Here is a 26,354-nt window from a genome sequence, read left to right on the forward strand (position 1 = left end):
CCTAAATTATTTAAATGCGTAATTTGCAGTCAACAATAACATTTGCGGGTCGCCGGTAAAACAAACGGATTGGCTGGAGCAGCCAGCCATATAGCGTTTATTCGCCAGGTTTTTGCCGTTGAGTGCAAATCGCCATGCGTCTCGTGTGTAATAAATGCCCGCATCAAACAAGGTGTAGTCGGGAACATCAAATGTATTGGTCTCATTGCCCGCTTGTTTACCGATATGACGCACCCCTGCTCCGACGCTTAAGCCAGGCAGAATTGCACTCAGTTTGTAATTAAGCCAGGCATTCGCCATATGATTTGCGACCAGAATGGGCCGCTTACCCAGATTGGTCGAGTTGCTTTTGGTCACTTCCGCATCAATGTAGGTATAGCTGGCGACCAAATTGAGATCATCAGTCACTTGACCCGTCGCCTCCCACTCAAAACCGCGGTGGCGCTGTTCGCCTGTTTGCACACTAAAGCTGGGGCCATTAACCGGATCATTGGTGGTCACATTCTGCCGCTTTAACTCATACACAGAGAAAGTTGTGGAAAAGCGCTGATCAGGAGAGGCGTACTTAAGACCGGCTTCCTTTTGCTGCCCGGTTTCTGGCACAAAAGGTGTTCCCGCAAAGGTACTCCCAACCAAAGGGACAAACGATTCACTGTAACTGACATAAGGCGACCAGCCATTTTCAAACGCATATAGCAGGCCCAGCTTGCCAGTGGTTTTGTGTGCGTTACTCTGGATATTGATTCCGGTGATCCGGTTCTGATTAATTTCGGAGCGGTCATGACGCAAGCCCAGTTGCAGATTCCAGCCTTCTCCAAATTTAACCAGATCTTGCCAATAAAGGCCCTGCTGAGTCAGCTCATCCGTACCAGTACTATCGGCTTTAGTCACAACATTACCCAGCACTGCTGCAGAATAATTAGGGCTGTAAAGATTTAATGGCGTCACGCTGCGATTGGCATAGTAGCGATTAAGATAGTAACGTATGTTATCAACCCCGAATAACATCTGATGCTTGAACCCAGCCAAATCAAAATTTGCTGCTAATTGGTGATCAATCGTCCACATTTGTGCGGAGAGTTGGCGAATAGAAATTGCTCGTCTGTAGTCTTGCTTGTTAGCTAATAAACCCTGATTACTAGGTTCAGTAAATGTGCCATCAAGATTGAGGGTGTTATAGCGTACGTTTTGCCTAAAACTCAAATGCGCATTAAAAGCATGCGAGAACTCATAACCGAGCAAAGTTTGTTCTGTATCGTAATGGTCCAGGCCGGGCACACCGACAAAACGTTTGAAGGAAATATCGCCATTTATGTTAGGCAAGATGGTGCCATCGGCAGGTAATCCGCGTATCGGCACATAACTGCTCTTTTGATAGCTGGTCAATACCGTCAAACTGGTATTGTCACTGATATCCCAAGTCAGTGAAGGGGCCACATACTGGCGCTTTCTATCGACAAAATCGACCTGATCATCACTGCTGGCAGTCAAGGCCACCAAGCGGTAACGCAGGGTTTTATCCTGATTCAGCGCATCAGAAATATCTGCCGTGTATTGCTGTTGCTGATAATTGCCAAAAGCCATGCCAAAACGGGCCATAGGGGTATCGGTTGGACGCTTGCTGACTAAATTGACAAAGCCGCCCGGACCGGTCTGGCCATAAAGCACAGAAGAAGGCCCTTTAAGCACTTCTACCCGTTCCAGGCCGAAAGGCTCAGCTTGTATCCAGGAGAGGTCATACGCCATCCGCATCCCATCTCTGAGCACATAATCACTTTGCACAAAGCCACGAATCGAAAAGTCATCCAGTCCGCGCCGGCCTCGTTGACCGGCATCCACCCCCGCCACAAAACGTAGTGATTCTGCCAGTGTTTGTGTCGCTTGATCTCGCATTTGCTCACTGCTGACCACCGAGATGGATTGGCTGGTTTCGTTTATTGGCAGATCAGTTTTTGTTGCGGTACGTGCCTGACTGGCTCGATATTTTTTAATCGGGGCAGTGGTTGACTCTGCGATTTTGTTTGTTTTGACGGCCACTTCTGGCAAGGTTTGATGGTCGGGCTGCAACGCTTCTGCATTTGCCATGGATGTAGACAAGGTGGCTGCGACCAGGGCCGCGGTCTGGAACTTCATGGATCACTCTCTATATTAAATAATAATCATTATCATTCAACATATTAACATAAATCCAACTAACCACAGCGTAAGCGCTACTTAAATACTTTCCAAGCAATGGTTACAACATCGCCAGTGTCAACCACACGCCCACTATCAAAGAACTTCCCATCAATCCCGCCAATATCAATCTTGACTGACGCATTTTGGTCCAGAGCAATACACCCGTGATAGACAACACAATCAGCCCACCCGCCAACGTATCAGCCATAAGTACCCACCCCACACTTGCGCCCGTCCCTTTGTGCAGGTTGGTCAAAAATCCCCAGGCATTTACCTCTTCCTTGCGTACCAGCGCATATTCATTACCCACCACGTACTCTGCGGTGAGTTTTAGTTGCGGCATACGGAATTCGACTTCCCATTTTTCTGGCTGCGCTAAGGTTTTACCCATAAACCGTGCGGAAGATTGGGTCTTGAATGCAGGCTTGGCCTTCTTTTGAAAAGGCGCATGGTCAATCTCAAATGTCTGTTGCAGGTATCGAACAAAGTCTTGCTTTGTCGCGGTATAAGCAGCAGGGACTGTCAGCTGAATTTCTTTTTGCTCGATTTGAACTGCAGGGATTTTAAGGGTATTGCGGTGATCCAGCAGAATACCGGTGACGCCAAACAGCAACCCCAGTAATGCTCCCCATAAACCTAACCATCCATGCACCTGTCGTAACCAGCGAATGGTTTTTGCACGTCGGACATTGGCTGAGAGTTGGCGTGGATGTTGCACTAAGCGCTTTCTGAGAATGATGTGAAAATCTCAACCAGCGACAATCGTGTCTTTCGATAAAACATTTCGGGTTGCTATTAATTGAGAATAAGACGCAATTATATCTCAATCAACGCATACCGACGATAGTGATCAATATTTTTTAGAACAATGAGAATTGCTGTTGAAGCTTAGTAGCACACCCCCAGCTAGGATCTGCAGAAAACAAATCCGTGCGCAAATCAAGCCGCTCGCCTGACATGCCCAATTTCTGGCAACTAAGTTTAAAACGATGCGCCAGCAGGTCGGCAAATATGCCCTCACCACGCATGCGCTGACCAAAACCACTTTGGTAGTCTTTACCACCACGGCTTTGCCTGACGATGCTCATGACATGCTGGGCTTTGAGCGGAAAATATTGTTGTAGCCACTCCTGAAATAAATCACTTAATTCATGCGGCAAACGCAGGAACACATAGCCGGCTTTGCGGGCGCCGGCCTCATGTGCTTTTTCCAGGATATGCTCCATATCACAATCTGTGAGCGCCGGAATGACAGGCGCCACCATCACGCCGGTTGGAATGCCCGCCGCACTCAGTTTACGCAGCGTTTCAAAACGACGCTCAGGCGCGGCTGCCCGCGGTTCAAGCCGTCTGGCAATCTGACGATCTAACGTGGTAATACTCAGATAAATACTGGCCAACCCCTTGGCAGCCATAGGCGCAATCAGGTCAATATCACGCTCAACCAGTGAGGACTTGGTGACAAGGCTAAACGGATGATTGGTGTCACTCAGCACCTGAATCACCTGGCGCGTCAGTTGATATTCACGCTCTATGGGTTGGTAGCTATCCGTATTCATACCGATGGCAATCGGCGCACAGCGGTATTTGGGGTGTGCCAATTCCTTTTTCAGGAGCTCAGCAGCCTCCGCCTTCATGAGCAAGCGTGACTCAAAATCGAGGCCGGGAGAAAGCCCCAGATAGGCATGCGTGGGTCTGGCATAGCAATAAATACAGCCATGCTCACAGCCACGGTAATGATTCAAGGTGCGGTCAAACGGCAGGTCTGGAGATTGAATGTAATTGATGATGCTTTTAGCCGCATCCAGCATGACTTCTGTGCGTAGGGCCGGCGCCTCTTCATCCAGACTGCCCCAGCCGTCATCTATGATTTCGCGGCGATGTGGATCAAAGCGGCTGTCCTGATTGCTGCTGGCCGCACGCCCTTTGTATATAAGTGGCTTTTCCACCCGCTCGGGTGGAAAAGCATCAAGATGGTCTTGCGCTAATTGGTCTACTTGCGTTCCGATATCCACTGGCATGCCAATGCACTCCAGTACGGCAGGGATTGCAGCGCCAGCATGGATACCCACAATTGCGCATCCAGGTTGCTAAAACCGCGCGAATACAGCATGGCTGCTGCGCTGAGCAACAGAGAGATCAGAATCGTCAACTCCTCCTTGATTGGCGCGATCAGCTGCCAATTACTAAGTTTGGCTTTGGTTTTATTCGTCACGACAAAGACGCCTGCCTTGTGTGTCAGGCCACTGATGATACCCCGAGCAATGGCATGTGATAAACCCAAGCTGGCCAGTGAAGCGCCAAAGATATCCATCCAGCTGCACTGCATGGTTTTGCGGTACAAGACTGGTCCCAGAATGGCCTTGATCGCCAGGAAACACAGTATGGGAACAATCATGACCACCACTGGCAAACTGAAGTATTTAGGGAATGCCAACATGGCAATCGTCCAGCCGATAGAACCGATGGTGAATATCAGTTGCAAGGCCTCCCCAAACCAGCCAAACCAGCCAGTCAAAAAGTGGTAGCGCTGACTAAAGTTGAGTGATGATTTACCCAACAACTTTGGCATGTGATGTTTAAGTATTTGCATCGCCCCAAATGCCCAGCGATTACGTTGTGATTTCAAGGCTTTGAAGTTGGCCGGTGTTAAGCCACGCCCAAAGGTTTCATCAATATAACGCAACTCCATGTTTCTCTCGAGCAATCGCAACCCAAGTTCGGTATCCTCACAAATACACCACTCAGACCAGCCGCCCAGCGTTTGCAACGACTCACGGCGGATCAGTGTCATGGTGCCATGCTGGATCAGCGCATTACGCTCATGGCGGTGATGCATGCCAATACGGAAGAAACCTTCAAACTCCCAGTTACACATGCGGTGGAAGAAATGATTTTCCCATTCACGGTGGGCTTGTGGTGCTTGTACGACCGCCACTTGCGATTCCTGAAAATGAGGGACGAGGTCGGACAACCAGTCTGGTGTCACCACATAGTCAGCATCGACTACCCCCACCACTTGCGCATCCGGGTGGGTTTTATCCAGTGCAAAATTCAGCGCGCCCGCTTTAAAGCCTGGCCAGGAAGGCAAGTGATAAAAATGGAAGTTATCCGGCATATTCGCCATATAAGCCTCAAGCGGCTTCCATTTCGCCTCATCCTTGGTGTTGTTATCCACCACGATCACCTCATAATGCGTGTAGTTCAGATTACGCAGGCTATCAATCGTGGCAATCACCATTTCTGGCGGCTCGTTGTAACAGGCCAGGTGGATAGAGACAAATAACTCCTGATCGGCAGGTAATGGCTGGGCGCGTTTAAAGAACCGCCGCCAGTACGGTTTAAACATTACCTCACTAAACTCGGCGGCGTAGATCATCAACACCATCGAGGTCAGCGCAATACCCAATATCAGCCCGATCAGCACCACAAAATCGCGTAAGGTGTAGTAGTAGTCCCCTGGCAGATTCCAGGCAATGGTCAAGGTCGTGATACAGGCCTGAAACAACACCGCCATCGACAATACGCCCCCTATGCCCCAGTGTTTAAAGCGCCAGGCAATAAACATCATCGGGATAAATGCCAGCACCGTAGACCAAGTGGCTTTGGCAATCCAGCGCGTATTCGGTGGCACCGCGTCTTGCAGGGAGTATTTCTGGTGGCGATCAGCGTTATACATGCCCCAATAGGCACCCGCCCAGCCTTCCAGCGCAACTTTCCAGGGCTGGTCAAACGCTTCCATCAGGTAAAAATCCAGATCCTCAATGGAGTTACGAGCCAGGAACTCGCGGATAAAACGCGCCTGGTTGACTTCGCTGGCGACAGAAGCACCAATCGCTGGACCACGACTGGGCCAGCCTACCTCGGTGATCACGATTTTTTTACGGGGATAAGCTTCCATGAGCTGGTTATAGCGTTCAATGGTGTATTGCACGGCTTTTTCAACCGGCACGCCTTCATGGTAAGGCAGCAGGTGTACCGCAATATAATCCACATGCTTCACCAACTCCGGGTGTTTGAGCCAGACATGCCAAGGCTCGGCGGTAGACACCGGCACATTGCTATGTTCGCGGACAAAATCCAGGTATTCAATCAAGGACGGAACCGGCAAATCGTTACGCAACAGCGATTCGTTGCCAACAATCACACGGTCAATATTGCTGTAGTTTTCCAGCTTTTCGAGCAAGGCAGACACTTCCCGCGTATTTTTCTGCTTGTCTGCATCTATCCAGGCCCCCGCAATCACATTCATATTGCGCTTGGCGGCCAGCGGGATCACCTCGTTCAAATCCAGTGATGAATACATACGAATGTGGCGCGTATGTTTATGCATGAGGTCGAGATCTTGCGCCAGTTCGGCGGTGTTCGGATGCTGCCCTTCGAGCGGGCTTTGGTTGGCCCGGTAACCGGTATAGGCAAATCCATTGACTTCCGGCTTGACACTGATCAGTGGCAGCGCCCGGTTGGCCAGCGTCCAGAGGCCAAAATGCAACGCTGAAAAGACTATCGCAAACGCCAGACTTGGCAGCAATTTTTTAAACCATGAAACGATCACTTCTCACACTTCCCGTTATTGATGAGTTATTGTTTTAAACTGAATGATACGCTGAATCAGCAGCGTTGGCTGTCAGCGGAATACCTACTTGTAGGCTTCTGAGAGGTAATATCAGCAAGGCAACACCGCAGACAGCAGTCCACCACCAGGCCATGGTATTCCCTGGCTCCATGATCGCCACGGCCACGGCGCAATTGGCAGCCATGACCAGCAGTGCAGCCACCAGCCAGAATCCAGCATTGACGGCCCCTGTTTGACCAGTCTGAGCGCGTGGCATCAATAAAGAAATCGTGATCGCGACCAATGGCAGGCAGACCAAGATGATAGGGAAATCCAGATAGCGCCCATTGACGGCAAGCGCGCCACTGGTCAGCAAGAATCCGACCGCCAGCAGTCGGAGCGCGGCTTGTTCCAGGCAAGCTTTTGCGTTCAACCCCAGCCATTGCCTGAGTTGCAAGCCAAGCAGGCCCCACCCCAGCACGGCAAGCCCAGCCAGCATGCTCAGCTCTAGAGAATTACGGGCCGCCAAGTGTACATATTCCAGTTGCAGATAGGCATGCAAGCCCAGCAGCATGCCGCTTAATGCGAGTACAGCCAATTGATTCGCTGGGCGATGGCGATAAAATCCATAGGCAACGAATAGCAGCCCCAGCCCGAGCGCGGGCAGATAGGGTTGCAAGCCATCTGCACGCTCAGCCATCGCCCCCTGCAAGCTGAATTTGGGTTTTAGGTCCGTATCAAGCACGCCCCAATACCCCCCGACCGTGCCCTCCAGCTCACGCTTCCAAGGCTGATCCACGGCTTCAATCACGTTATATTGCCATTGACTCTGCTTGGCGGCCTGCAAAAAACCACGCATATATTTGGCTTGATTGATCGCGCTCGGCTTGGCCCAGAAACGTTGACGACCTTGCGATGGCCAGCCGGTTTCACCAATCAAAATAGGTTTTTTAAAGACTGTGCCCAAATGTCCCATCACCGAGGCGGTATGGGCAACCGCCTGATCAATGGCAACCGGCTTATCTTCCCAATAGGGCAGAATATGCACGGTGACGAAGTCCACGTCCTGCTCTAAAGTAGGATGCTTGAGCCAAAACTCCCACACATCGGCATAGGTGACTGGCACCTTGGTATTGGCTTTCACCCATTGCAGGTAGCCATGCATCTTGGGCTCGGACTGCTCGCCGCGCAACAAGACCTCGTTCCCTACCACAATGCCACGCACGGTCTCCGGATACTGGTTCGCTTGCTGCACCGCTAGCTTGAGCTCTGCCTGGTTGAGATCTTCCAGCCAGCCGATCCAGACGCCAAGAATGACTTTCATGCCCAGTTTTTGCGCAGCCTTGGGCACATAATCCATCCCCTGGCCGACCGAATAAGTGCGCACACAGCGCGTGACTTTGGACAAGGCTTGTAAATCCTGCTCAATCTGCAGCGGATCGACATGCATATCCTTGACCAGCGGACTCATGCCAGGCTTGTAATAAGGCGAATAAGAGATGCATTGCAGGGGCAACGCATCCGCATCCACCTCAAGCAACACTTGTGGTTGCTGCAATCGCCAGACGTAGTAAACGGAGCCCAGTAAAAACAAGGTCAGCCAGACGATGGGTGAAATTCTTGATAACAAACGCTGCAATATGGTCACCTTGTCAAGAGGTTGCTAAAAATAGCGGCTATTCTCTCATAAATCACCTAGGCTTGCGCCCTGCTTTTACAAGCCGCAAGCGACAAAAACACTAAAAGAGACTTGGTAAATTATGTAATTGCAATTATGATGAAATGTATTCAAAAGTCTCGCAAAAAACTCAGGCTTTTAAACTTTCTCACGCCAAAAATTTATTTCAGAAGTCATATGAACGTTAAATCCTGTTTAATCACCTTTAGTCTGTTCGCAATCTTTTCATCCACTGCGTTTTCAGCCCCTGCCGCGTCACCGGATTACAGTGGTGAATATTTGTGCAAAGGCAACAATATTGCTGTCGGCGATTATGAAGTGACCATTTATCTCAAAAAGAACCGCCGCAACAGCACAGCACAAGTTTCCGTCTACGAGCTGGCAACACACACGGAAAACAAGCAAAGCTACACTGGCCAGGCCATTACCCGTGGCAAACAGTTGGCAATGACCTTTAAACTGTCTGATGCCAAATATGCAGAATTCTCCACCGGCATGGGTCAATTCAGCAAAGTGGGCAAGGCCGGCTGGACCTTTAAAAACGATTATTACGAACCAGATGATACGGGCGGTAATTACGGCCATGAAACCTGCACCATGAAGCCAGCCACAGCGGTTAAACCGGTCACAACCGCCCCCGCCAAACGCTGATGCACGATGTGATTGAAACATCTATCGGGACAATCAAGCAGTGACAAGCCAAAAGTGCGGTTGTTCTTTTGGTGATAAAATAGCAAAACTAACGCATACATAAGGTTTTCATGAGTCAAATGGTTGAAATAGTGGTGCCGGATATCGGCAATTTTGACAGTGTCGATGTGATTGAAGTGCTGGTCGCCGTCGGCGATACCGTGGCCAAAGAAGATTCCCTCATTACCGTGGAGTCTGACAAAGCTTCCATGGATATTCCTTCCTCACATGCTGGCGTGGTCAAGGAGTTAAAAATCAAGGTGGGTGACAAAGTCGCCAAAGGTAGCCTGATCTTGCTGCTGGAAAGTGCTGAATCAACCACGACCGCAGCACAACCTGCCGTAGCACCTGCTGCTACACCCGCCACACAAACCACCGCCACAGCGGCGCCCGCTGCCCCAGTTTCGGCAGCCCCTGCCCCAGCGGTACCGACAGGTAATCATGATGTCACCTGTCAGGTCATGGTATTGGGCTCCGGGCCTGGCGGCTACACTGCCGCCTTCCGTGCTGCCGACCTTGGCCTGAAAGTGGTTCTGGTAGAACGCTATCCAACACTTGGTGGCGTCTGCCTCAATGTAGGCTGTATCCCTTCCAAAGCCTTGTTACACACGGCTAAAGTCATTACTGAAGCGCAAGAAACCGAACACCATGGCTTGCGCTTTGGCAAACCGGAGATTGATCTCGACAAACTGCGCAACTGGAAAGCTAACGATGTCGTCAGCAAGCTGACTGGTGGCTTGGCCCAGATGGCTAAGGCGCGCGGTGTCACTGTGGTCAATGGCGTCGGTAAATTCACCAGCCCACACCAGATTGCCGTTACCGGCGCCGATGGCAAAGTCACCCTGGTCGGTTTTGAGAATGCGATTATTGCCGCAGGTTCACAAGCCACCAAATTTCCGGGGGCGCCTGAAGATGAACGCATCATGGACTCCACTGGCGCACTCGCTTTGGCCGATATCCCAGGCCGTATGCTGGTGATTGGCGGCGGCATTATCGGCCTCGAAATGGGGACGGTCTACGACGCGCTGGGCTCTAAAGTGAGCGTGGTGGAATTTATGGACGGCCTGATTACCGGTTGTGACCGCGACCTGGTGCGTCCACTGCAAAAACGCATGGAAAAACGTTTTGAAAGCATTATGTTGTCGACCAAAGTCACCAAGATCGAAGCCAAGGCAGATGGGATTTATGTAGACTTTGAAGGTGCAAATGCGCCGCAAGAGACGCAAAAATATGACCGCGTGCTCGTTTCTATCGGTCGCCGCCCGAATGGTAAAAATATTGGTGCCGAAAATGCTGGCGTGGCCGTCGATGACCGTGGCTTCATTAGCGTCGACAAACAAATGCGTACCAATGTCCCACACATTTTTGCGATTGGTGATATTGTTGGCCAACCCATGCTGGCCCATAAAGCCACGCATGAAGCGAAAGTAGCCGCAGAAGTGATTGCCGGTCACAAGGTCGAATTTGTCGCCAGTGTTATCCCTTCCGTCGCCTATACGGACCCAGAAGTGGCCTGGGTGGGCCTCACCGAAACCGAAGCCAAAGCCAAAGGCATTGAGATCGAAAAAGCCAGCTTCCCGTGGGCTGCCAGTGGCCGCGCCTTGTCTATCGCGCGTACCGAAGGCGCAACCAAACTGATTTTCGACAAAGACACTCACCGTGTGATTGGTGCCGGAATCGTTGGCGTCAATGCTGGCGAGTTGCTGGCTGAAGCTGTGCTGGCGATTGAAATGGGCGCCGATGCGCATGACCTGGGTCTGACCATTCATGCTCACCCCACCTTGTCTGAAACAGTATGCTTTGCCGCTGAACTCAAGGAAGGCACCATCACCGATATGCTGCCACCGAAAAAGCGGTAAACATAAATTTATTAACATCTCTTACTAAAAATATACCTGCCCTCTATAATATTAGTTAACTCCTGCTCACGGGAGTTAACTAATAACAACATAAGGGAGTATATGAAATATCATCACGTCGCTTTTGTGATGGCAAGCAGCCTTCTTTTTTCGGGTTGTGCGTCGATTACCAAAGATTCAAATCAACCGATTCGCGTTGAAACATACAACAAACAAGATCAACTCGTTGAAGATGCCAAATGTACGGCAAAAAATGAGCGCGGTGAGTGGTCCACCAAAACACCGGGTAGCCTGGTTGTGCATCGCTCTGGTCAAAACCTCGAAATTAAATGTCAAAAGGATAATGCAGAGTCTGGTTTTGCTGTTCTGGTCTCCAGAGCCAATGGCGGGATGTGGGGTAACATTCTGTTTGGCGGTGGCATAGGCGCGATTGTTGATCACAACAAGGGGACGGCTTACAGCTATCCAGACTGGGTAAAAGTGATTTTAGGCGATAGTCTTGTGTTTGATCGTAAAAACAATGTAGATAATCAAATCATGACAGGCCTGAAAGCCAATGGGGATTTGCTGAAGAAAATTCAAGAAGATAAAGCCAAGGAAGAAGAAGCGGCCAAAAAAGCAGCAGAAGCTCAAAAAGCAGCACAACAGTAGGATTGATTATCAAAAAACCCGCGAATGCGGGTTTTTTGATGTCTATCGTTTTAACGCCTTGTGAATTTTAATTACAAGGTATTTCTTTAAGCACGGCATCTGGAAACTGCGAACGCGCTTTTTGTAAACCGGCAAGTTGTTGTGGCGAGACCTGTTGCATTTTGATGACCGCCTGACCGCCATTACGGGTCGCTTTAATCAACAATTTTACCCCCTTATTTTTGAGGTCTAGCATGAGCTTATCGGCCAGTTTTTCATCACGAAAAACTCCGAACGAGATTGCGTTGCGCCATTTGGGGTCGTCTTGCACAACAAAGAAATCCTCCACACCGAGTTTACGTAATTCATCGGCTTTGATTTGCGCAGCCTCGGCAGTTGGTAGCGGCGGTTTATAAATCCAGTAGCGCACATTATCCTGCGGACTGCCGATCAGATTGGTATGAGTCTTGATATTGAGTTGCTGTGCCAGGCTCAAGGCTTCATTCAAGCGCGCGGTGTTGAAGCTGCTCCACTCATAGCATGCGCCAGCCGTCGCGGCATGTTGTTCTGCGGGCTTAGCCGACGGGGCTTTTTCTGCCTGCTTTGCTTCAGCGGGTCTCGCTTCCACCACGTTGGAGCTCACGGGCTTGTTAGGCTCAGGAGATTTTTGCTCAGATGGCTTGGTTTCAGGCAGTTTAGCTTCAGCACCCTGGGCATCTGGTTTTGACACTGGCTCACTGGCAGGCACATGGCTATCAGCAGGCTGCACTACCGAATCGGAAGGCTCGTTTACCGCCGCCTCTGGATGGCGTGTGGGGTAAGACAGCAACGACTGCTCGGTGAGGATTTTAATTTGCTGTGGCTGGAGCTCTGGTTTGAGGCTACTGACGGCAGGTGACAGGGCATTGCGCTCAAAATAAGCAAACACCACCACATTCAGCAATACCAATATCCAGAATATTTTTTTCATTCTCTTATACTTTTCATTCGTCTGAACACTCAGCCAGGCAGGCCAATCCCTTTAATACCAGATTATCCACAATAATCGCCTGTGCTGACAATGCGTGCGGCAAATATCTGGCGATTAAATCTGCATCGCCGCCACTCATGAACAATAATGGCACATGATCCAGTTGCTGGCACAAGCGCGCATGTTGGGCAGCTACCGAAGCAGCCAGCGTCTGCACGCAGCCCACCCACATGGCATGCTGGCTATTTTTCGCAAAGCTATCGGTAGCAGTTTCAAGGTCGGGATAGGCATAATCGAGTTGCGCCGCCCCTTGTTGCAAACTTTGCCACATCAGTCGCAAGCCAGGCTGGATACTGCCGCCAGCAAACATCGCCTGTACTTGTTTGAGCTCTTGCTTAACTTCTTGTTTAACTAGCAGCGCATCCATCGTCATTGCGGTACCCGCGCTGACGACCAATGCTGATTGGCCCTCGCTACGCCATACCGCTAACAGGCTGCACCAGCGGTCGCTACCCAGTTGCGAAGGTTGACTGTAGCCGTTTTGCAAACCCAAGGCTGAAGAGGTGGCAACAATAGCTTGCAAACGTTGATCCCGCTGGGACAAGGCTTGCAGCCAGCGCTCGCCCGCCACATTGCTTAAATAGATTTGGCTCGCCTTAGCAATTGCGGCGTGCAAGGCTTGCGCCTGTGCGGTGCCCTCAAACCAGTATTGATTATCCAGGGTATTGATCTGCAGCGCTGTCGGCTGGCTCGATTGCTCTGGGCACCAGGCCCATTTGGTGCGGCTATTACCTGCATCAATCAACAGTTTCATGCCGCACTCCGCACGCTGATTTCGCCTGCGTTAAAGCGCTGAATACCGGCAGCGGTTTCCACCAGCAAACTGCCCTCTTCAGCTACGCCAACCACGCGACCGGGAACCGACTGGCCATTGGCTAACAGCAGATTCACAGCTTGCTGCTCAAAAGCATGATACGCCGTCCACTCGGGCTGAAAATAGGCAAAACCATGCTCGGCAAACAGGCTTAAGTGTTGCGCCAACTGGTTCAAGCAGTGGCCGAGCAAGTGGTTAGGGTCTACAGGCGCACCCGCCAACTGATTTAGGCCCATCGCCGCCTGGTCAATCTGCTGTTGTAAATCGGCCTCCAATTCCAAATTGAGGCCTATGCCGATCACGGCTGCACTTGGGCCTTCCATATCCCCTTGCAGCTCAATCAGAATCCCGCCCAACTTGTGCCAACTGCCCGCTTGCAACACCAGCAAGTCATTCGGCCATTTTAAGCGCACGCTGGTTAAGCCCATCGTGTGCAACGCCCGTACTAAAGCCAAACCGACCACTAGGCTCAAGCCAGACAAGCCCGCCGCGCCACATTGAAAGCGCCAGAGCAATGAAAAAGTCAGGCTACCACCCAATTGAGAATGCCAGGAACGGCCGCGTCGACCGCGCCCGGCTGTCTGCATATGCGCCGCCACACAGGTCGCATGGGCAATACCGCGCGCACTCTCCTGCATTAAATAGCGGTTAGTAGAATCGACCTGCGCCAGCACTTGCACATGAAACCAGGGCGCATACTCGCCACAGGCCTCGGTAATTTGATCCGCATCGAGCAAGGTCAGCGGCTTGGGCAAGCGATATCCGCGTCCACGGACTGAAAACACCTTGATGCCTAGCTGCTCAGCGGATTGAATCGCGTTATATACCGTGGCGCGCGTGACGCCAAAACGCTGGGCCAAGTCTTCACCAGAGTGAAATTTACCATCCGCCAGCACGGCCAGAATAGGAAATGCCAGCTTGTTCATAACAACCGGTGAGTGGCGATAATCATGCGTATATTCATAGCCCGAAGTGTAGCATACCCGCCCTGTCAGGCCGGGCGATAAAAGCCCGAAACGCTCTGTATTAAGCGTTTTGGGTCAGGTCGCTAACCGTGTAAAATAAGCACACTTTAGCAACTTCAAGAACCGCCATGTCTACACAAAAAGAACCGATCCCCGCCGCCTCCAATTTTATTCGTGCCATTATCGAAAAAGATCTGGCCGAGCACAAATATGCGACTAAAAAGTGGGCAGGTAGCCCCGGTGATGCTGCACACCAATCTACAGGGCAGGTCGATTTTGCCAAAATCCGCACACGCTTTCCGCCAGAGCCTAACGGCTACCTGCACATTGGCCATGCCAAATCCATCTTTTTAAACTTTGGTCTGGCGCGTGATTACGGCGGCGTTTGCCATTTGCGCTTTGACGACACCAACCCGGAAAAAGAAAGCCAGGAATATGTAGACAGCATCTCTGACATGGTGCAATGGCTGGGCTTTGGCTGGGACAACGCCACGCCCAATGGCAGCAAAGAAAATAACCTTTATTTTGCCTCGGATTATTTTGATGTCATGTACCAAGCCGCAGAAGCGCTGATTAGCAATGGTCACGCCTATGTCGACGAACAAACCGCCGAAGAGGTACGTATCAACCGTGGCACACTGACTGAGCCAGGTAAAGATTCGCCTTACCGCAACCGCAGCGTAGAAGACAACTTGCGTATTTTCCGTGAAATGCGCGATGGCAAGCACCCAGATGGCAGCATGTTGTTGCGCGCCAAAATCGACATGGCCTCGCCCAACATCAATATGCGCGACCCGGCTATTTACCGCATTCGCCGCGCGCACCACCACAACACCGGTGACCAATGGTGCATCTACCCGATGTATACCTTCGCCCACCCGATTGAAGATGCACTGGAGCAAATCACCCACTCCATCTGCACGCTCGAGTTTGAAGATCAACGCCCATTTTATGACTGGCTGATGGCACGCCTGGTTGAAGCTGGCTTGCTGGCCAATCCGGTGCCTTACCAATATGAATTTGCACGCCTGAACCTGACCTATGTCGTGCTCTCCAAGCGCAAGCTGATTCAGTTAGTCGAAGAAAAACATGTCTCTGGCTGGGATGACCCACGCCTGCCAACGCTGGCCGGTGCTCGCCGTCGCGGTTACACGCCAGAAGGCTTTAAGCTGTTTACAGACCGTATCGGCGTCTCCAAGGCAGATTCCTGGATCGACTACAGTATCCTCGAAGACTGCATGCGCGAAGTCCTTAACGAATCTGCCCCGCGCAAAATCGGCGTACTCGACCCGATCAAACTGGTGATTGATAATTACCCAGAAGGCCAAGACGAAGATTGCTACGCCCCTAACCACCCGCAAAACCCTGAGCTGGGCAAACGCGTGGTCAAACTCTCCAAAGAGCTGTGGATTGAGCGCGAAGACTTTATGGAAGAGCCCTCAAAAGGCTACTTCCGCCTGTTCCCCGGCAACATGGTGCGTTTGCGCTATGGTTATGTGGTCAAATGCCTGAGCTGTGAAAAAGATGCAGCTGGCAACGTCACCACCGTGCATTGCGAATACCTGCCAGACACCAAGTCCGGCACGCCGGGGGCTGATAGCGTCAAGGTCAAAGGCAATATCCACTGGGTCAGCGCTAACCACGCTTACACTGCCGAAATCCGCCTGTATGACCGCCTGTTTAAAGACCCGCATCCAGGCAGCGGCGATAAAGACTTTTTAGAAGACATTAACCCGGATTCTGTCAAAGTCATCACCGCCCAGCTTGAGCAAAGCGCCCAGGAAGCCAACCCAGGTGACAGCTACCAGTTTGAGCGTCACGGCTATTTTGTCGCAGATCGCAAAGACAGCGTGGCAGGTAAGCCAGTGTTTAACAGAACGGTGACATTGAAGGATACTTGGCAGAAATAATGGATAAGAGCCACGCCGATCATTCATCTTTGACTGATAATCGGGAACTCAGCTTGGATGAGCAAGCGTGGCTAACTATTTCCAAGCAACGTCTGGATGACATCCTTTCCAACAAAGTAAAAACCATCCCAGCCGAAGTCGTTTTTGAAAGAATTGACCAACTTCTAGGCCGATGAAAAAAGTCATCATTATTGCAGGTCCAAACGGCGCAGGAAAAACTACCTTTGCCTGTGAATACTTGCCTAATGAGGCCAATTGTCCAATCTTGCCGACCTGATTGCTGCTGGGTTGGCGCTCCCCGACCCCTAAAACGACTGCTGATGGCCACAATACCCCAGCCCTACCAGTAAGCGTAGACTCAAAACAGGTTTAAAAAAACTTACATCAGCTTTACAGCGCTCTATCAAATTCATGGTCTTTGTATGACAATTCAGCCAATGAACCTAAATTACTCTCACGAGGCGTAAATCTATGACTGAAAAAGAAAAGTTGATAGAAAAAAGTTTGAGGCCATTGATCAAGCCCTACGTCGCGCAGCTCAAAGCTGCAAAAACGCTAGCAGAGCAAACTGGTATACATTATGTAGTTACTAAAAAATAAGGATGATAGCCTGCAACAACATGTCCTTAATTACTAAAGAATAATTTAAGCTAACTGTAAGTTCATCCGCGCTAATCGTCTATGCTCTCTCACAACCAAAAAATCTTTGAATTTCTCGAATACTATTGTCAGCTATCTGAATCACCTCAGTATGCTGTGCTTTTAAAAGGTGCTTGGGGTAGTGGAAAAACTCAATTTATCAATCAATTTATTGAGAAAAGAAATAGTCAATCTCTCAAAAGTCTTTTAGTGAGTACCTATGGTATGTCCTCTTTTAAGGATATAGAGGATGAATTTTTCAGATTACTCCACCCTAAATTATCTTCAAAAAAAGCAGTCCTCGCTGGCAAAGTTGTGAAAGGCTTTTTAAAGGGTGCCTTAAAGATCGACTTGAATAATGACGGTAGAGAGGATGGAACTATATCTCCCACCATACCTGATATTAATTTGCCAGATTATCTTACAAACTTAGAAGACTTTGTAATTGTTTTCGATGATTTAGAGCGAAGTAATATCAACATTCTTAAGCTTTTTGGCTACATAAATCATCTCGTTGAACATGGTGGTCACAAAGTTATTCTGATTGCTAATGAGGATGAAATCAGGAGTGAAGAGCAAATTAACAAAGATGATATCTCTTACCAGAGGGCTAAGGAAAAGTTAATTGGTAAAACTTTCGAACTACAACCAGAAACTGATATCGCTTTAAAAGCTTTCATTGATAAATATCCAGAGAATCAAAAAGAAATATTTACAAGACTCACGCCTGAAATTGTAAGAATATATAACCAGTCGCTTTATCAGAACTTGAGGCATATAAGACAAGCCCTTGATGATTTTTTGAGACTACTCAATTCTCTTCCTGAGAATTTAAAAAGCCATAATGATTTAATTCAAGCTTTGTTGACGAACTATCTGATATTTAGTTTTGAAATAAAAAGCGGGCATTTAAAACCAGCTCAATTAAGAAAACTAACCATGAGCGATTGGGTTTCTTTTATGAATGGCAAAGGAACTGAAGATCCGGAACAACCAATCTCAATAATTACCAAAAAATATCCTGACTTTTCTTTGTATGACCTTGTACTGAGTCTTGAACTATGGGAACAACTTTTTGAAAAAGGCATTTTCGATACAGAAAAACTAATATCTGAAGTTGAAAATAGTAAGTATTTTTTTACAGAAGATACTCCAACCTGGAAAAAGCTTTGGTATGCCTATGAACTCACTGATGAGGAAATCAAAAGCTATCTTGACATCGTTCACGAGGAGTTTGTGTCATTTAAGCATCATGAAGTTGAGGTTTTTTTACATATTTTTGGCAATCTATTATTTTTGTCTGAATGCAAAATATATCCAAAATCAAGAGCTCAGATTCTTAAACTTGGGAAGAAATATATTGATCATTTGAAAAAGAATAATTTATTAGCTATTCAAGCTGATAATTTAAAAAGTCATTTCGCTCAAGAGTCCTCCCATAACCTAGGGTATCAGGAAAGAGACTCCGCAGAATTCAAAGAAATATACGAGTACTTAATCGAAAAAATTAACCAAGCTGTACTTGATGACTATCCACAAGTTGCAAATTATTTACTTGATCTAATGAGCAGCGATAATTTTAAATTTTGCCAACACCTTCAATTAAACAATGATAAAGATAATCTTTATTACAAAATTCCAATCCTAATTTACATTGATCCTCGGAGGTTTGCTAACAAATTCATTTCCTTATCTCAAAGGAATAAATGGAATATTGAAAGTTTACTAAAGAATAGATATGGATTCGTAGACTTCAATCAGGAGTTAAAAGACGAAGCCGACTGGCTGGTAAAGGTCGCCAGAATTTTTACTACTGAAGCAAATAAACATCCTAAGACTATGAAGAAAAGAAATTTATTGATAGCCGCACAAACTTTTAAAGCTGCTGCAGAACATCTAAGAAATTAATTACAAAAGCATAAAATGAATCTTGAGTTAAAAAATTCAAATCGGTTACTAAACCACGGCCCTACAACCATCATCACCTCCGCCCATGCAGACAAACGAGACATCATGGCCGCCGCCTGGGTCTGCGCTTTAGACTTTAATCCACCCAAAGTCACCGTCGTCATTGATAGCAAAACCTACACCCGCGAACTGATGGAAGCGGAAGGGACTTTTGCCATCAACCTGCCCTGCGTCAAGCAAATCGAGATGGTAAAAAAGGTGGGGAGTATCAGCGGCCGTGATTTGCCAGGCGCAGACAAGTTTTCTGAATACGGCATTGAAACCTTTGCTGCAGACAAGATCAGCGCGCCACTGGTGAAGGATTGCGTGGCGTGGCTGGAATGCAAAATCATCCCCGAGCCGCATAACCAGAACACTTACGATTTGTTTATTGCTGAAGTGATCGCGGCGCATGCTGATGAGCGTGTATTTTCTGACGGCCGCTGGCATTTTGAAGGGCATGACGAGTTACGCACCATCCACCATATTGCTGGCGGCGTATTCTTTGCCACGGGCCAAGCCTACTAGCTTCTAACTCATGCAAAAAATCAGCCCTGCCCTGTTGGTCAGGGCTTTTTTATTGCCTGCAATCTTGTTAAAAGTGGAAACTTTTTATTTTAAATTGATGTCAATTTAATAGCCTGTAGTTGAAATAGGGGTATTACAGGCCTGATATCCCGCTTATTTCCCTTGCGGAAAACATGGATGCGAGCAGCATCTTTCAATCTAATGGACGTGAAGTCCTGCAGCATTTTTCATCATGATCAATTGCAGTTGCCAGGCCTGAGGTGCAATTGCCTTGCTTTGTGGTGAGCCAGTGGAGGTACACATGCGTGTGAATAAAAAAGAACCCTCAGAATCCTTGTACGTGCTGCTAATCAGCGTACATGGTTTGATTCGTGGCCACCAACTTGAGCTGGGCGTGGATGCCGATACCGGCGGGCAATGCACTTATGTACTGGATTTGGCAAATGCGTTGGCGGAGCATCCGCAAGTCGGCAAGGTCGACCTGATGACGCGGTTGATCGACGACCCGCAGGTGGCGAGCGATTATGCGCAGCCTGAAGAGAAACTCAGCGATAAGGCGCGTATTATCCGCTTTCCATGCGGGCCCAAGCGCTATATCCGCAAAGAGTTGTTATGGCCGCACTTGGACCAAATGGTGGACCGTTGCCTACACTATTTACGTCAACAAGGACGCTTGCCAGATGTGATTCACTCGCATTATGCCGACGCCGGCTATGTGGGCCGCCAGTTGTCTATGCTGCTGGGCATTCCGCTCATTCATACCGGCCATTCACTGGGCAAACCCAAGCAGGCGCGGCTGCTTTCCAGTGGACGCAAGGCAGACAAGATTGAAAAGCAGTTTAATTTTGAGCGCCGCATTGCCGAGGAGGATGCGCTGATTCAGCATGCTTCGATGATCGTGACCAGCACACGCCAGGAGGTTGAGCTTCAATATGGCATGTATGCGCAAGCCGATCATCAGCGCTTCCGCGTGATCCCGCCCGGCACAGACACATCGCGCTTTTCGCCGCCAGGCCGCCGGGCAATACCAGCAACGCTGGAGCAAAGTATCCATCGCTTTTTGCATGACCCGAAAAAGCCGATGATTTTGTGTATTTGCCGGCCCGAGGTGCGCAAAAACATCAAGGGTTTGCTAGCCGCCTATGGCAGCCACCCGGCGCTGCAAAAGAAGGCTAACCTGGTGCTGGTCGCCGGTAGCCGAGAGCGCATTCGAGACCTGGAAAAATCGCAGGCACAGGTGTTGAATGAATTGCTGCTGGATATTGATGCCTATGACTTATGGGGCAAAGTAGCAATTCCCAAAAGTCATGCGCAAGAAGATATCCCAGAGCTGTACCGCATGGCGGCCAAAAGCCGTGGCGTATTTATCAACGCCGCCTTTACCGAGCCTTTTGGGCTGACCTTGCTCGAAGCCGCGGCTTGCGGCCTGCCGGTGATTGCGCCAGATGATGGCGGCCCGCGCGATATTCTGGCCAATTGTCATCATGGCCTGCTTGTAGACACACTCAATAGCGATGCGATTGCAGACGCACTGCTCTCAGCCCTCACGGATAAAGCACGCTGGCGCAAATGGGCCAAGAGCGGCGTCTTGAACGTCAAACGCCATTACACCTGGGCGGGTCATGTGAACAAATATGTCAGAGAGGTACACCAACTGCTAAGAAAACAACGCAAAAATCTGCGCAAGCAGCAAGTCGCGCTGCATCAAGGCAAGTCACCGATCCCGCTGGCAAAATATGCATTTATCACAGACATAGACAACACCTTGCTTGGCAACCAACAGGGGCAGCTTGACCTGGTGGAATGGCTGGTGGCCAATGTCGGCTATAACATTTTTGGCATCGCCACCGGGCGCCCGCTGGAGAGTGCGATTGAGATATTGCGTAAAAACAATATTCCTATCCCGGATGTGCTCATTACCTCCGTCGGCTCGGAAATTCACTATGGGCTCAACCGCACGCCAGATATCGGCTGGGCTAACCATATCCGCCATTTATGGCGACGTGATGACTTGCTAAAAGCGTTAGCGGAGTTGCCTGGGCTACGTCTGCAATCTGCTGAAAACCAGCGTGAATTCAAAATTTCTTATGTGGTGGATGCCAGCAAGATGCCGCCTGTGAAAAAAATCCGCCAGCATCTGCGCAAGCAGGGGCTGCACGCGCAAATCATTTATTCACATGGTGAGTTTCTGGATATCTTGCCGGTTCGCGCTTCCAAAGGCCATGCCATTCGCTATTTGTCTTACAAATGGGATTTGCCACTGGCCAACTTCTTGGTGGCAGGCGACTCTGGCAATGATATTGAGATGCTGATGGGCGACACCATGGCCGTCGTAGTGGGTAACCATAGCGAAGAACTGGCACATTTAAAAGGCATGCCAAGGATCTTTTTTGCCGAGGCCACGCATGCGCACGGCATTCTGGAGGGCATGCGCCATTATAAATTCGGCAGCGCAACAGCCTGAAATAATCAGATCAACAAGGACCTTGATACATGTACGAACAAATTTCCCACGCGGTGTTGAACGAGATTCTGTCTTCGTTCAAACAACCGGCTGGCAAAGACTGGCACTATTTTTATACCCGGCTGGGCGCTAACTTTTACGCCATTTATTCGCTGTTTCAGCATCTGTATGGTCAGCGCGAAGACTTTAAGCCACAACTGGGGCGGCTGGTGGAAGTGCTGGCGACACAATATGCACAGCGCGCGCCACATTTGCGTGCAAAAGACCTGGAGCGCGAAAAAAACCATGACTGGTTTATGCAGCAAAAGTGGGTGGGTATGGCGCTCTACAGCCAGGGCTTTGCGGGCAGCCTGGCAAATATGCGTGACAAGCTGCCCTATATGCAAGATCTCGGCATCAACCTCGTCCATATCATGCCGATTTGTGACTGCCCCCCACATGAGAATGATGGCGGCTATGCAGTACGCGACTTCAGGAAAGTGGATGCGCGCCATGGCACGATGGAGGATTTGGAACAGTTGATTGCCGCCATGCAGCAGTGCGGAATCCTGCTAACGCTGGATGTGGTGGTCAACCATACCTCAGATGAGCATGCCTGGGCGCAACAAGCCAAACAAGGCAACCAGACCTATCAGGATTATTACTTCATGTATCCTGACCGCACGATGCCTGACTTATTTGAAAGCGCCATGCCGGAAGTGTTTCCTGAACAGGCCCCAGGCAGTTTTACCTTTAACGCAGACACCGGCAAATGGGTGATGACGGTCTTTAATCATTACCAGTGGGACCTCAACTACACCAACCCTGCTGTGTTCATTGAGATGGTGGACATCATCCTGTTTTGGGCAAACAAGGGCGTAGATATTCTACGGCTGGATGCCGTAGCGTTTTTGTGGAAAAAAATCGGTAGCAGTTGCCAGAACGAGCGCGAAGCCCACCTGATTTTGCAATTGCTCAAGGATTGTTGCCAGATTGCAGCCCCCGGCGTGATCTTTATTGCCGAGGCGATAGTTTCGCCGACCGAAATTATCAAATACTTTGGTGAAGATGCCATCAACGCCAAGGAATGTGAAATTGCCTATAACGCCACATTTATGGCACTGCTTTGGGATGCAGTCGCCACCAAACGTACCGTATTACTGACCAAGGGCGTGGAGGACTTGCCGGAAAAACTGGACCGCGCAACCTGGCTCAATTATGTGCGCTGCCATGATGATATTGGTCTGGGCTTTAGTGATAAAGCCATTATCGAAGCCGGATTTGAACCGGTGTCACATCGCCGCTTTTTGGTCGATTATTACACCGGACATTACCCTGAATCGAATGCACGCGGCTTTGCCTTTGGCGTCAACAAAAAAACCGGCGATGCCCGCATATCTGGTGCGCTGGCGTCACTGGCCGGGCTGGAAATGGCCCTGCAAACACAGGATCCGCTGGCGATTGAAAATGCGATCAAAACCATCGTCTTGTTGCATAACCTGATTTTGTCGTTTGGCGGGATCCCGCTGATTTACTATGGCGATGCGGTTGGTACGCTCAATAACGACAGTTATCTGCAAGATGAAAACAAAATGCACGACAACCGCTGGGTACACAGACCGACACTGGACTGGGAGGTGATGGCGCGTCGTCACCAGCCAGGCACCGTCGAACAACGGATTTTCAGCCAGATCAAGCAACTGATTGCGATCCGCAAGGAGACTTCAGCCTTTGCCGATTTAAACAACCGCGCATTGATTACACAAGACAATCCGCACCTGTTCGCCTTCCACCGCTATGTGCCCTCTGGCATGCATGCCAACGTGGTGGTAATTGCCAACTTTGCCACACAAGCGCAACAGGTCAACCTGCAGCCGTTTAAGCAACGCGGCCTGTTTAAAGCCAGGATGATGACGGATTTGTGCAGTGGTTCAACGATCTCCACCGAGCAGGAGACTCTAGAAATCCCTACCCTCACCGCTTACTGGCTATCCAGTTAGTGCATTTATTTTATTGATCGAAAGGAGTGTTTGACACCATGTCTTGGTTTACATACTTAGGAATAGAGCAACCTGCGGAAATACTGGCGCTAGTAAAAACCCTGCTGCGTATTTTTTTCATTATTGGCGTGGCTTATTTTCTCAACCGGCTGAGCAAAAGCCTGATTGTGAAACTCAGGGATAAGCTCAACTCCAGGCAAGTAGATAATCTGGAAGAGATTAAACGCCTCAACACGCTCAGCATGGTGCTGCGGTATATCGTCACCACCGTGATTCTGGCGATTACCGTGGTTGAAATCCTGCATGAGCTTGGGATTTCTATTGCGCCGGTACTGGCGGCAGCCGGGGTTGTTGGTTTGGCAGTGGGCTTTGGCGCACAGAGCTTGGTCAAGGATTATTTTAATGGCTTTTTTCTGCTACTCGAAAACCAGATTCGCAAAGATGATGTCGTGGAAATTGCCGACAAAGCTGGCTTGGTGGAAGAAATTACGCTGCGTTATGTGAAGATGCGCGATTACGAAGGCAATGTGCATTATGTGCCCAATGGCCAGATCACCACGGTAACCAATCGCTCGCGGGATTTTGCTTATGCGGTAATGGATATTGGTGTAGCTTACAAAGAGAATGTGGCACGCGTCATACAAGTCATGCTTCAAGTTGGAGCAGACTTATGTATGGACGACGAATTTAAACCTATTATTTTGGATAATCTGGAGATGGCTGGAGTCGACAATCTTGCAGACTCTGCTGTTGTCATTCGCTGTCGTTTAAAGGTACTTCCTTTACAGCAGTGGACCATCAAACGTGAGTACCTGAAACGGATCAAGAATGCCTTTGATGCAGAAGGTATTGAGATTCCCTTTCCACATCTTACGGTTTATCAAGGCAAACAGGCCGCATGATAAAAAGTGAGAAATCTTCCGCTTTCTTGTGGCTGCCAAAGTGATATTTTGACAACGCAGGTAAAACAACCTCAAGAGAATGCCAGATACACTCGACCACAAAATATGCAAGCCGAAAGGCTGAAGGTAGCTGATAAATTCAGATATTACAGACCCATCCAGCAAACTGAGGCATTTGTGAAAATAGAAAATTCGTCTATATGTTGTTTGCTCAATTAGTCAGTTGACGGATCACTTGTGCTAAATGCTCGGCCTGGGCTTGCACCAAACTCTGGTTCAACCCTTCGACCATCACGCGGATTTTGGGCTCAGTGCCAGAAGCGCGTAACAAGACCCTGCCTTCTCCATTTAGCGCAGCCTCAGCTTGTTGCACAGCAGTTTGCACGGCCGCCTGGTTCAAGTCCAGCTTTTGTTTGGTGGTTACATTAATCAACACCTGCGGATATAGCGTCAGGTCAGCACCCAGCTGTTGCAAGGACTTGCCGCTTTCACGCAAGGACTGCAACACCTGCAGGGCCGCAATAATCGCATCACCACTCGAGTGTTTATCCAGCGTGAGGATATGGCCAGAATTCTCCCCGCCCAGTTTCCAGTTTTTTTCCTGCAACAGCTCCAACACATAGCGGTCGCCGACATTGGCACGGCCAAACGGAATCTGATGCTTTTGCAAGGCGTGTTCCAGGGCCAAATTTGTCATGAGGGTACCAGCCACGCCGCCCTTGAGTTTGCCTTTTGCATACAGGCCCATGGCAATAATGTAAAGCAACTGGTCACCATCCAGCAGCTTACCTGCACCATCGACCATCATGACACGGTCGCCATCGCCATCAAAGGCAATGCCTAAATCTGCCTGATGTTCCACCACGGCTTTTTGCAGGGCTTGCGGGTGAGTGGAACCCACCTGCTCGTTAATATTGAGGCCATCAGGATGATTGCCTATAGCGATGACGTCTGCCCCCAACTCATGGAACACCGGCGGCGCGACATGGTAGGTGGCGCCATGCGCACAATCGAGCACAATTTTGAGGCCACGCAGATCAAGGTGATTGGGAAACGTGCTTTTACAGAATTCGACATAGCGGCCCGCTGCGTCATCGACACGCTTCGCTTTGCCCAGTTGCGCTGAATCCATGACCTGCATGGGCTGGGCCAGCGCAGCCTCAATCGCATACTCGATCTCGTCCGGTAACTTGGTGCCCTGCGCAGAGAAAAACTTGATCCCGTTATCATAGTAAGGGTTGTGTGAAGCAGAAATCACAATACCGGCCTGCGCGCGCAAGGCACGCGTTAGATAGGCCACGGCAGGCGTCGGCATGGGGCCAGTCAGCAGCACATCCACCCCAGCAGCAGACAATCCGGCCTCCAGGGACGCTTCCAGCATATAGCCAGAAATCCGCGTATCTTTGCCTATCAGTACCGTAGGGCGTTTACCCGCAGGCAAGTGTTCATGGCTGGCCAGTACACGTCCGGCTGCATAGCCCAAGCGCATGACAAACTCTGGCGTAATCACCGACTCTCCAACGCGTCCGCGAATGCCATCTGTACCGAAATATTGCTTACCCATGTGTGTATCCTTTAATCGTTAT

The 26,354-nt window shown here is 49.6% G+C and carries 19 protein-coding genes; 10 read left to right on the top strand and 9 right to left on the bottom strand.

All coding sequences use genetic code 11. The features are described from left to right. Window positions 1-6: 6 nt before the first annotated feature. From INP77_RS02445 to INP77_RS02465, 5 genes are all read right to left on the bottom strand, one after another. Window positions 7-2,133, bottom strand: coding sequence for a TonB-dependent siderophore receptor (locus INP77_RS02445; protein WP_228518652.1), 2,127 nt, complete (start codon window positions 2,131-2,133; stop codon window positions 7-9). 103 nt (window positions 2,134-2,236) lie between these two features. After that, the gene (locus INP77_RS02450) at window positions 2,237-2,896 is read right to left on the bottom strand and encodes a PepSY-associated TM helix domain-containing protein (protein WP_194747102.1); all 660 of its coding nucleotides are present in this window, start codon (window positions 2,894-2,896) and stop codon (window positions 2,237-2,239) included. Between the two features lie 142 nt (window positions 2,897-3,038). After that, window positions 3,039-4,199 (bottom strand): PA0069 family radical SAM protein, encoded by a 1,161-nt coding sequence (locus INP77_RS02455; protein WP_228518653.1) that lies wholly within the window; start codon window positions 4,197-4,199, stop codon window positions 3,039-3,041. Then, complete coding sequence (locus INP77_RS02460; protein WP_194747103.1) at window positions 4,172-6,733, bottom strand: glycosyltransferase; 2,562 nt, start codon at window positions 6,731-6,733, stop codon at window positions 4,172-4,174. Before INP77_RS02460 ends, INP77_RS02455 begins: the two co-directional genes overlap by 28 nt. A 34-nt stretch (window positions 6,734-6,767) precedes the next feature. Continuing rightward, entirely contained in the window at window positions 6,768-8,381 is a 1,614-nt protein-coding gene (locus INP77_RS02465) for a hypothetical protein (RefSeq protein WP_368667884.1), read from the bottom strand. Between the two features lie 207 nt (window positions 8,382-8,588). Between INP77_RS02465 and INP77_RS02470 the strand changes: the two genes are divergently transcribed. From INP77_RS02470 to INP77_RS02480, 3 genes are all read left to right on the top strand, one after another. Next, on the top strand, window positions 8,589-9,062 hold the full coding sequence (locus tag INP77_RS02470) for a hypothetical protein (RefSeq protein ID WP_194747104.1): 474 nt from the start codon (window positions 8,589-8,591) through the stop codon (window positions 9,060-9,062). A gap of 110 nt (window positions 9,063-9,172) precedes the next feature. Beyond that, window positions 9,173-10,960 (top strand): dihydrolipoyl dehydrogenase, encoded by a 1,788-nt coding sequence (gene lpdA, locus INP77_RS02475; protein ID WP_194747105.1) that lies wholly within the window; start codon window positions 9,173-9,175, stop codon window positions 10,958-10,960. Between the two features lie 102 nt (window positions 10,961-11,062). After that, on the top strand, window positions 11,063-11,611 hold the full coding sequence (locus INP77_RS02480) for a hypothetical protein (protein WP_194747106.1): 549 nt from the start codon (window positions 11,063-11,065) through the stop codon (window positions 11,609-11,611). A gap of 67 nt (window positions 11,612-11,678) precedes the next feature. On the opposite strand, the gene INP77_RS02485 is transcribed toward INP77_RS02480, so the two are convergent. The 3 genes from INP77_RS02485 to INP77_RS02495 are packed head-to-tail and all read right to left on the bottom strand — an operon-like array spanning window position 11,679 to window position 14,360. Then, window positions 11,679-12,560 (bottom strand): SPOR domain-containing protein, encoded by an 882-nt coding sequence (locus INP77_RS02485; protein WP_194747107.1) that lies wholly within the window; start codon window positions 12,558-12,560, stop codon window positions 11,679-11,681. A gap of 13 nt (window positions 12,561-12,573) precedes the next feature. Continuing rightward, window positions 12,574-13,374 carry a type III pantothenate kinase gene (locus INP77_RS02490; RefSeq protein WP_194747108.1) on the bottom strand — a complete coding sequence of 267 codons (801 nt, stop codon included), beginning with the start codon at window positions 13,372-13,374 and terminating at the stop codon, window positions 12,574-12,576. Continuing rightward, window positions 13,371-14,360 (bottom strand): biotin--[acetyl-CoA-carboxylase] ligase, encoded by a 990-nt coding sequence (locus INP77_RS02495; protein ID WP_194747109.1) that lies wholly within the window; start codon window positions 14,358-14,360, stop codon window positions 13,371-13,373. The genes INP77_RS02490 and INP77_RS02495 overlap by 4 nt, the downstream gene beginning before the upstream one ends. A gap of 167 nt (window positions 14,361-14,527) precedes the next feature. Between INP77_RS02495 and INP77_RS02500 the strand changes: the two genes are divergently transcribed. The 7 genes from INP77_RS02500 (at window position 14,528) to INP77_RS02530 (ending at window position 24,768) form a co-directional block, all read left to right on the top strand. Beyond that, complete coding sequence (locus tag INP77_RS02500) at window positions 14,528-16,309, top strand: glutamine--tRNA ligase/YqeY domain fusion protein (protein ID WP_194747110.1); 1,782 nt, start codon at window positions 14,528-14,530, stop codon at window positions 16,307-16,309. Continuing rightward, window positions 16,297-16,485, top strand: a complete 189-nt coding sequence (locus tag INP77_RS02505) for a hypothetical protein (RefSeq protein WP_194747111.1) — start codon at window positions 16,297-16,299, stop codon at window positions 16,483-16,485. The genes INP77_RS02500 and INP77_RS02505 overlap by 13 nt, the downstream gene beginning before the upstream one ends. A gap of 505 nt (window positions 16,486-16,990) precedes the next feature. Further along, the gene (locus INP77_RS02510) at window positions 16,991-18,856 is read left to right on the top strand and encodes a P-loop NTPase fold protein (RefSeq protein ID WP_194747112.1); all 1,866 of its coding nucleotides are present in this window, start codon (window positions 16,991-16,993) and stop codon (window positions 18,854-18,856) included. Window positions 18,857-18,871: 15 nt separating this feature from the next. Continuing rightward, entirely contained in the window at window positions 18,872-19,423 is a 552-nt protein-coding gene (locus INP77_RS02515) for a flavin reductase family protein (RefSeq protein WP_194747113.1), read from the top strand. Window positions 19,424-19,724: 301 nt separating this feature from the next. Then, entirely contained in the window at window positions 19,725-21,887 is a 2,163-nt protein-coding gene (locus INP77_RS02520; RefSeq protein WP_194747114.1) for an HAD-IIB family hydrolase, read from the top strand. A 29-nt stretch (window positions 21,888-21,916) separates the two neighbouring features. Beyond that, window positions 21,917-23,866, top strand: a complete 1,950-nt coding sequence (locus INP77_RS02525) for an alpha-amylase family protein (RefSeq protein WP_194747115.1) — start codon at window positions 21,917-21,919, stop codon at window positions 23,864-23,866. Between the two features lie 38 nt (window positions 23,867-23,904). Next, window positions 23,905-24,768 (top strand): mechanosensitive ion channel family protein, encoded by an 864-nt coding sequence (locus INP77_RS02530; RefSeq protein WP_194747116.1) that lies wholly within the window; start codon window positions 23,905-23,907, stop codon window positions 24,766-24,768. Window positions 24,769-24,979: 211 nt separating this feature from the next. On the opposite strand, the gene glmM is transcribed toward INP77_RS02530, so the two are convergent. Next, the gene (glmM, locus tag INP77_RS02535) at window positions 24,980-26,332 is read right to left on the bottom strand and encodes a phosphoglucosamine mutase (RefSeq protein ID WP_194747117.1); all 1,353 of its coding nucleotides are present in this window, start codon (window positions 26,330-26,332) and stop codon (window positions 24,980-24,982) included. Between the last annotated feature and the right edge of the window lie 22 nt (window positions 26,333-26,354).

Source organism: Methylophilus sp. 13, from assembly GCF_015354335.1.
In the GTDB taxonomy this organism is placed as follows: domain Bacteria; phylum Pseudomonadota; class Gammaproteobacteria; order Burkholderiales; family Methylophilaceae; genus Methylophilus; species Methylophilus glucosoxydans.

What these genes read in the sequence shown, in the direction of transcription:
- INP77_RS02445 (WP_228518652.1), bottom strand. Translation starts at nt 2,133, where the DNA reads ATGAAGTTCCAGACCGCGGCCCTGGTCGCAGCCACCTTGTCTACATCC.
- INP77_RS02455 (WP_228518653.1), bottom strand. Translation starts at nt 4,199, where the DNA reads ATGCCAGTGGATATCGGAACGCAAGTAGACCAATTAGCGCAAGACCAT.
- INP77_RS02470 (WP_194747104.1), top strand. Translation starts at nt 8,589, where the DNA reads ATGAACGTTAAATCCTGTTTAATCACCTTTAGTCTGTTCGCAATCTTT.
- lpdA (WP_194747105.1), top strand. Translation starts at nt 9,173, where the DNA reads ATGAGTCAAATGGTTGAAATAGTGGTGCCGGATATCGGCAATTTTGAC.
- INP77_RS02480 (WP_194747106.1), top strand. Translation starts at nt 11,063, where the DNA reads ATGAAATATCATCACGTCGCTTTTGTGATGGCAAGCAGCCTTCTTTTT.
- INP77_RS02485 (WP_194747107.1), bottom strand. Translation starts at nt 12,560, where the DNA reads ATGAAAAAAATATTCTGGATATTGGTATTGCTGAATGTGGTGGTGTTT.
- INP77_RS02490 (WP_194747108.1), bottom strand. Translation starts at nt 13,374, where the DNA reads ATGAAACTGTTGATTGATGCAGGTAATAGCCGCACCAAATGGGCCTGG.
- INP77_RS02495 (WP_194747109.1), bottom strand. Translation starts at nt 14,360, where the DNA reads ATGAACAAGCTGGCATTTCCTATTCTGGCCGTGCTGGCGGATGGTAAA.
- INP77_RS02500 (WP_194747110.1), top strand. Translation starts at nt 14,528, where the DNA reads ATGTCTACACAAAAAGAACCGATCCCCGCCGCCTCCAATTTTATTCGT.
- INP77_RS02510 (WP_194747112.1), top strand. Translation starts at nt 16,991, where the DNA reads ATGCTCTCTCACAACCAAAAAATCTTTGAATTTCTCGAATACTATTGT.
- INP77_RS02515 (WP_194747113.1), top strand. Translation starts at nt 18,872, where the DNA reads ATGAATCTTGAGTTAAAAAATTCAAATCGGTTACTAAACCACGGCCCT.
- INP77_RS02520 (WP_194747114.1), top strand. Translation starts at nt 19,725, where the DNA reads ATGCGTGTGAATAAAAAAGAACCCTCAGAATCCTTGTACGTGCTGCTA.
- INP77_RS02525 (WP_194747115.1), top strand. Translation starts at nt 21,917, where the DNA reads ATGTACGAACAAATTTCCCACGCGGTGTTGAACGAGATTCTGTCTTCG.
- INP77_RS02530 (WP_194747116.1), top strand. Translation starts at nt 23,905, where the DNA reads ATGTCTTGGTTTACATACTTAGGAATAGAGCAACCTGCGGAAATACTG.
- glmM (WP_194747117.1), bottom strand. Translation starts at nt 26,332, where the DNA reads ATGGGTAAGCAATATTTCGGTACAGATGGCATTCGCGGACGCGTTGGA.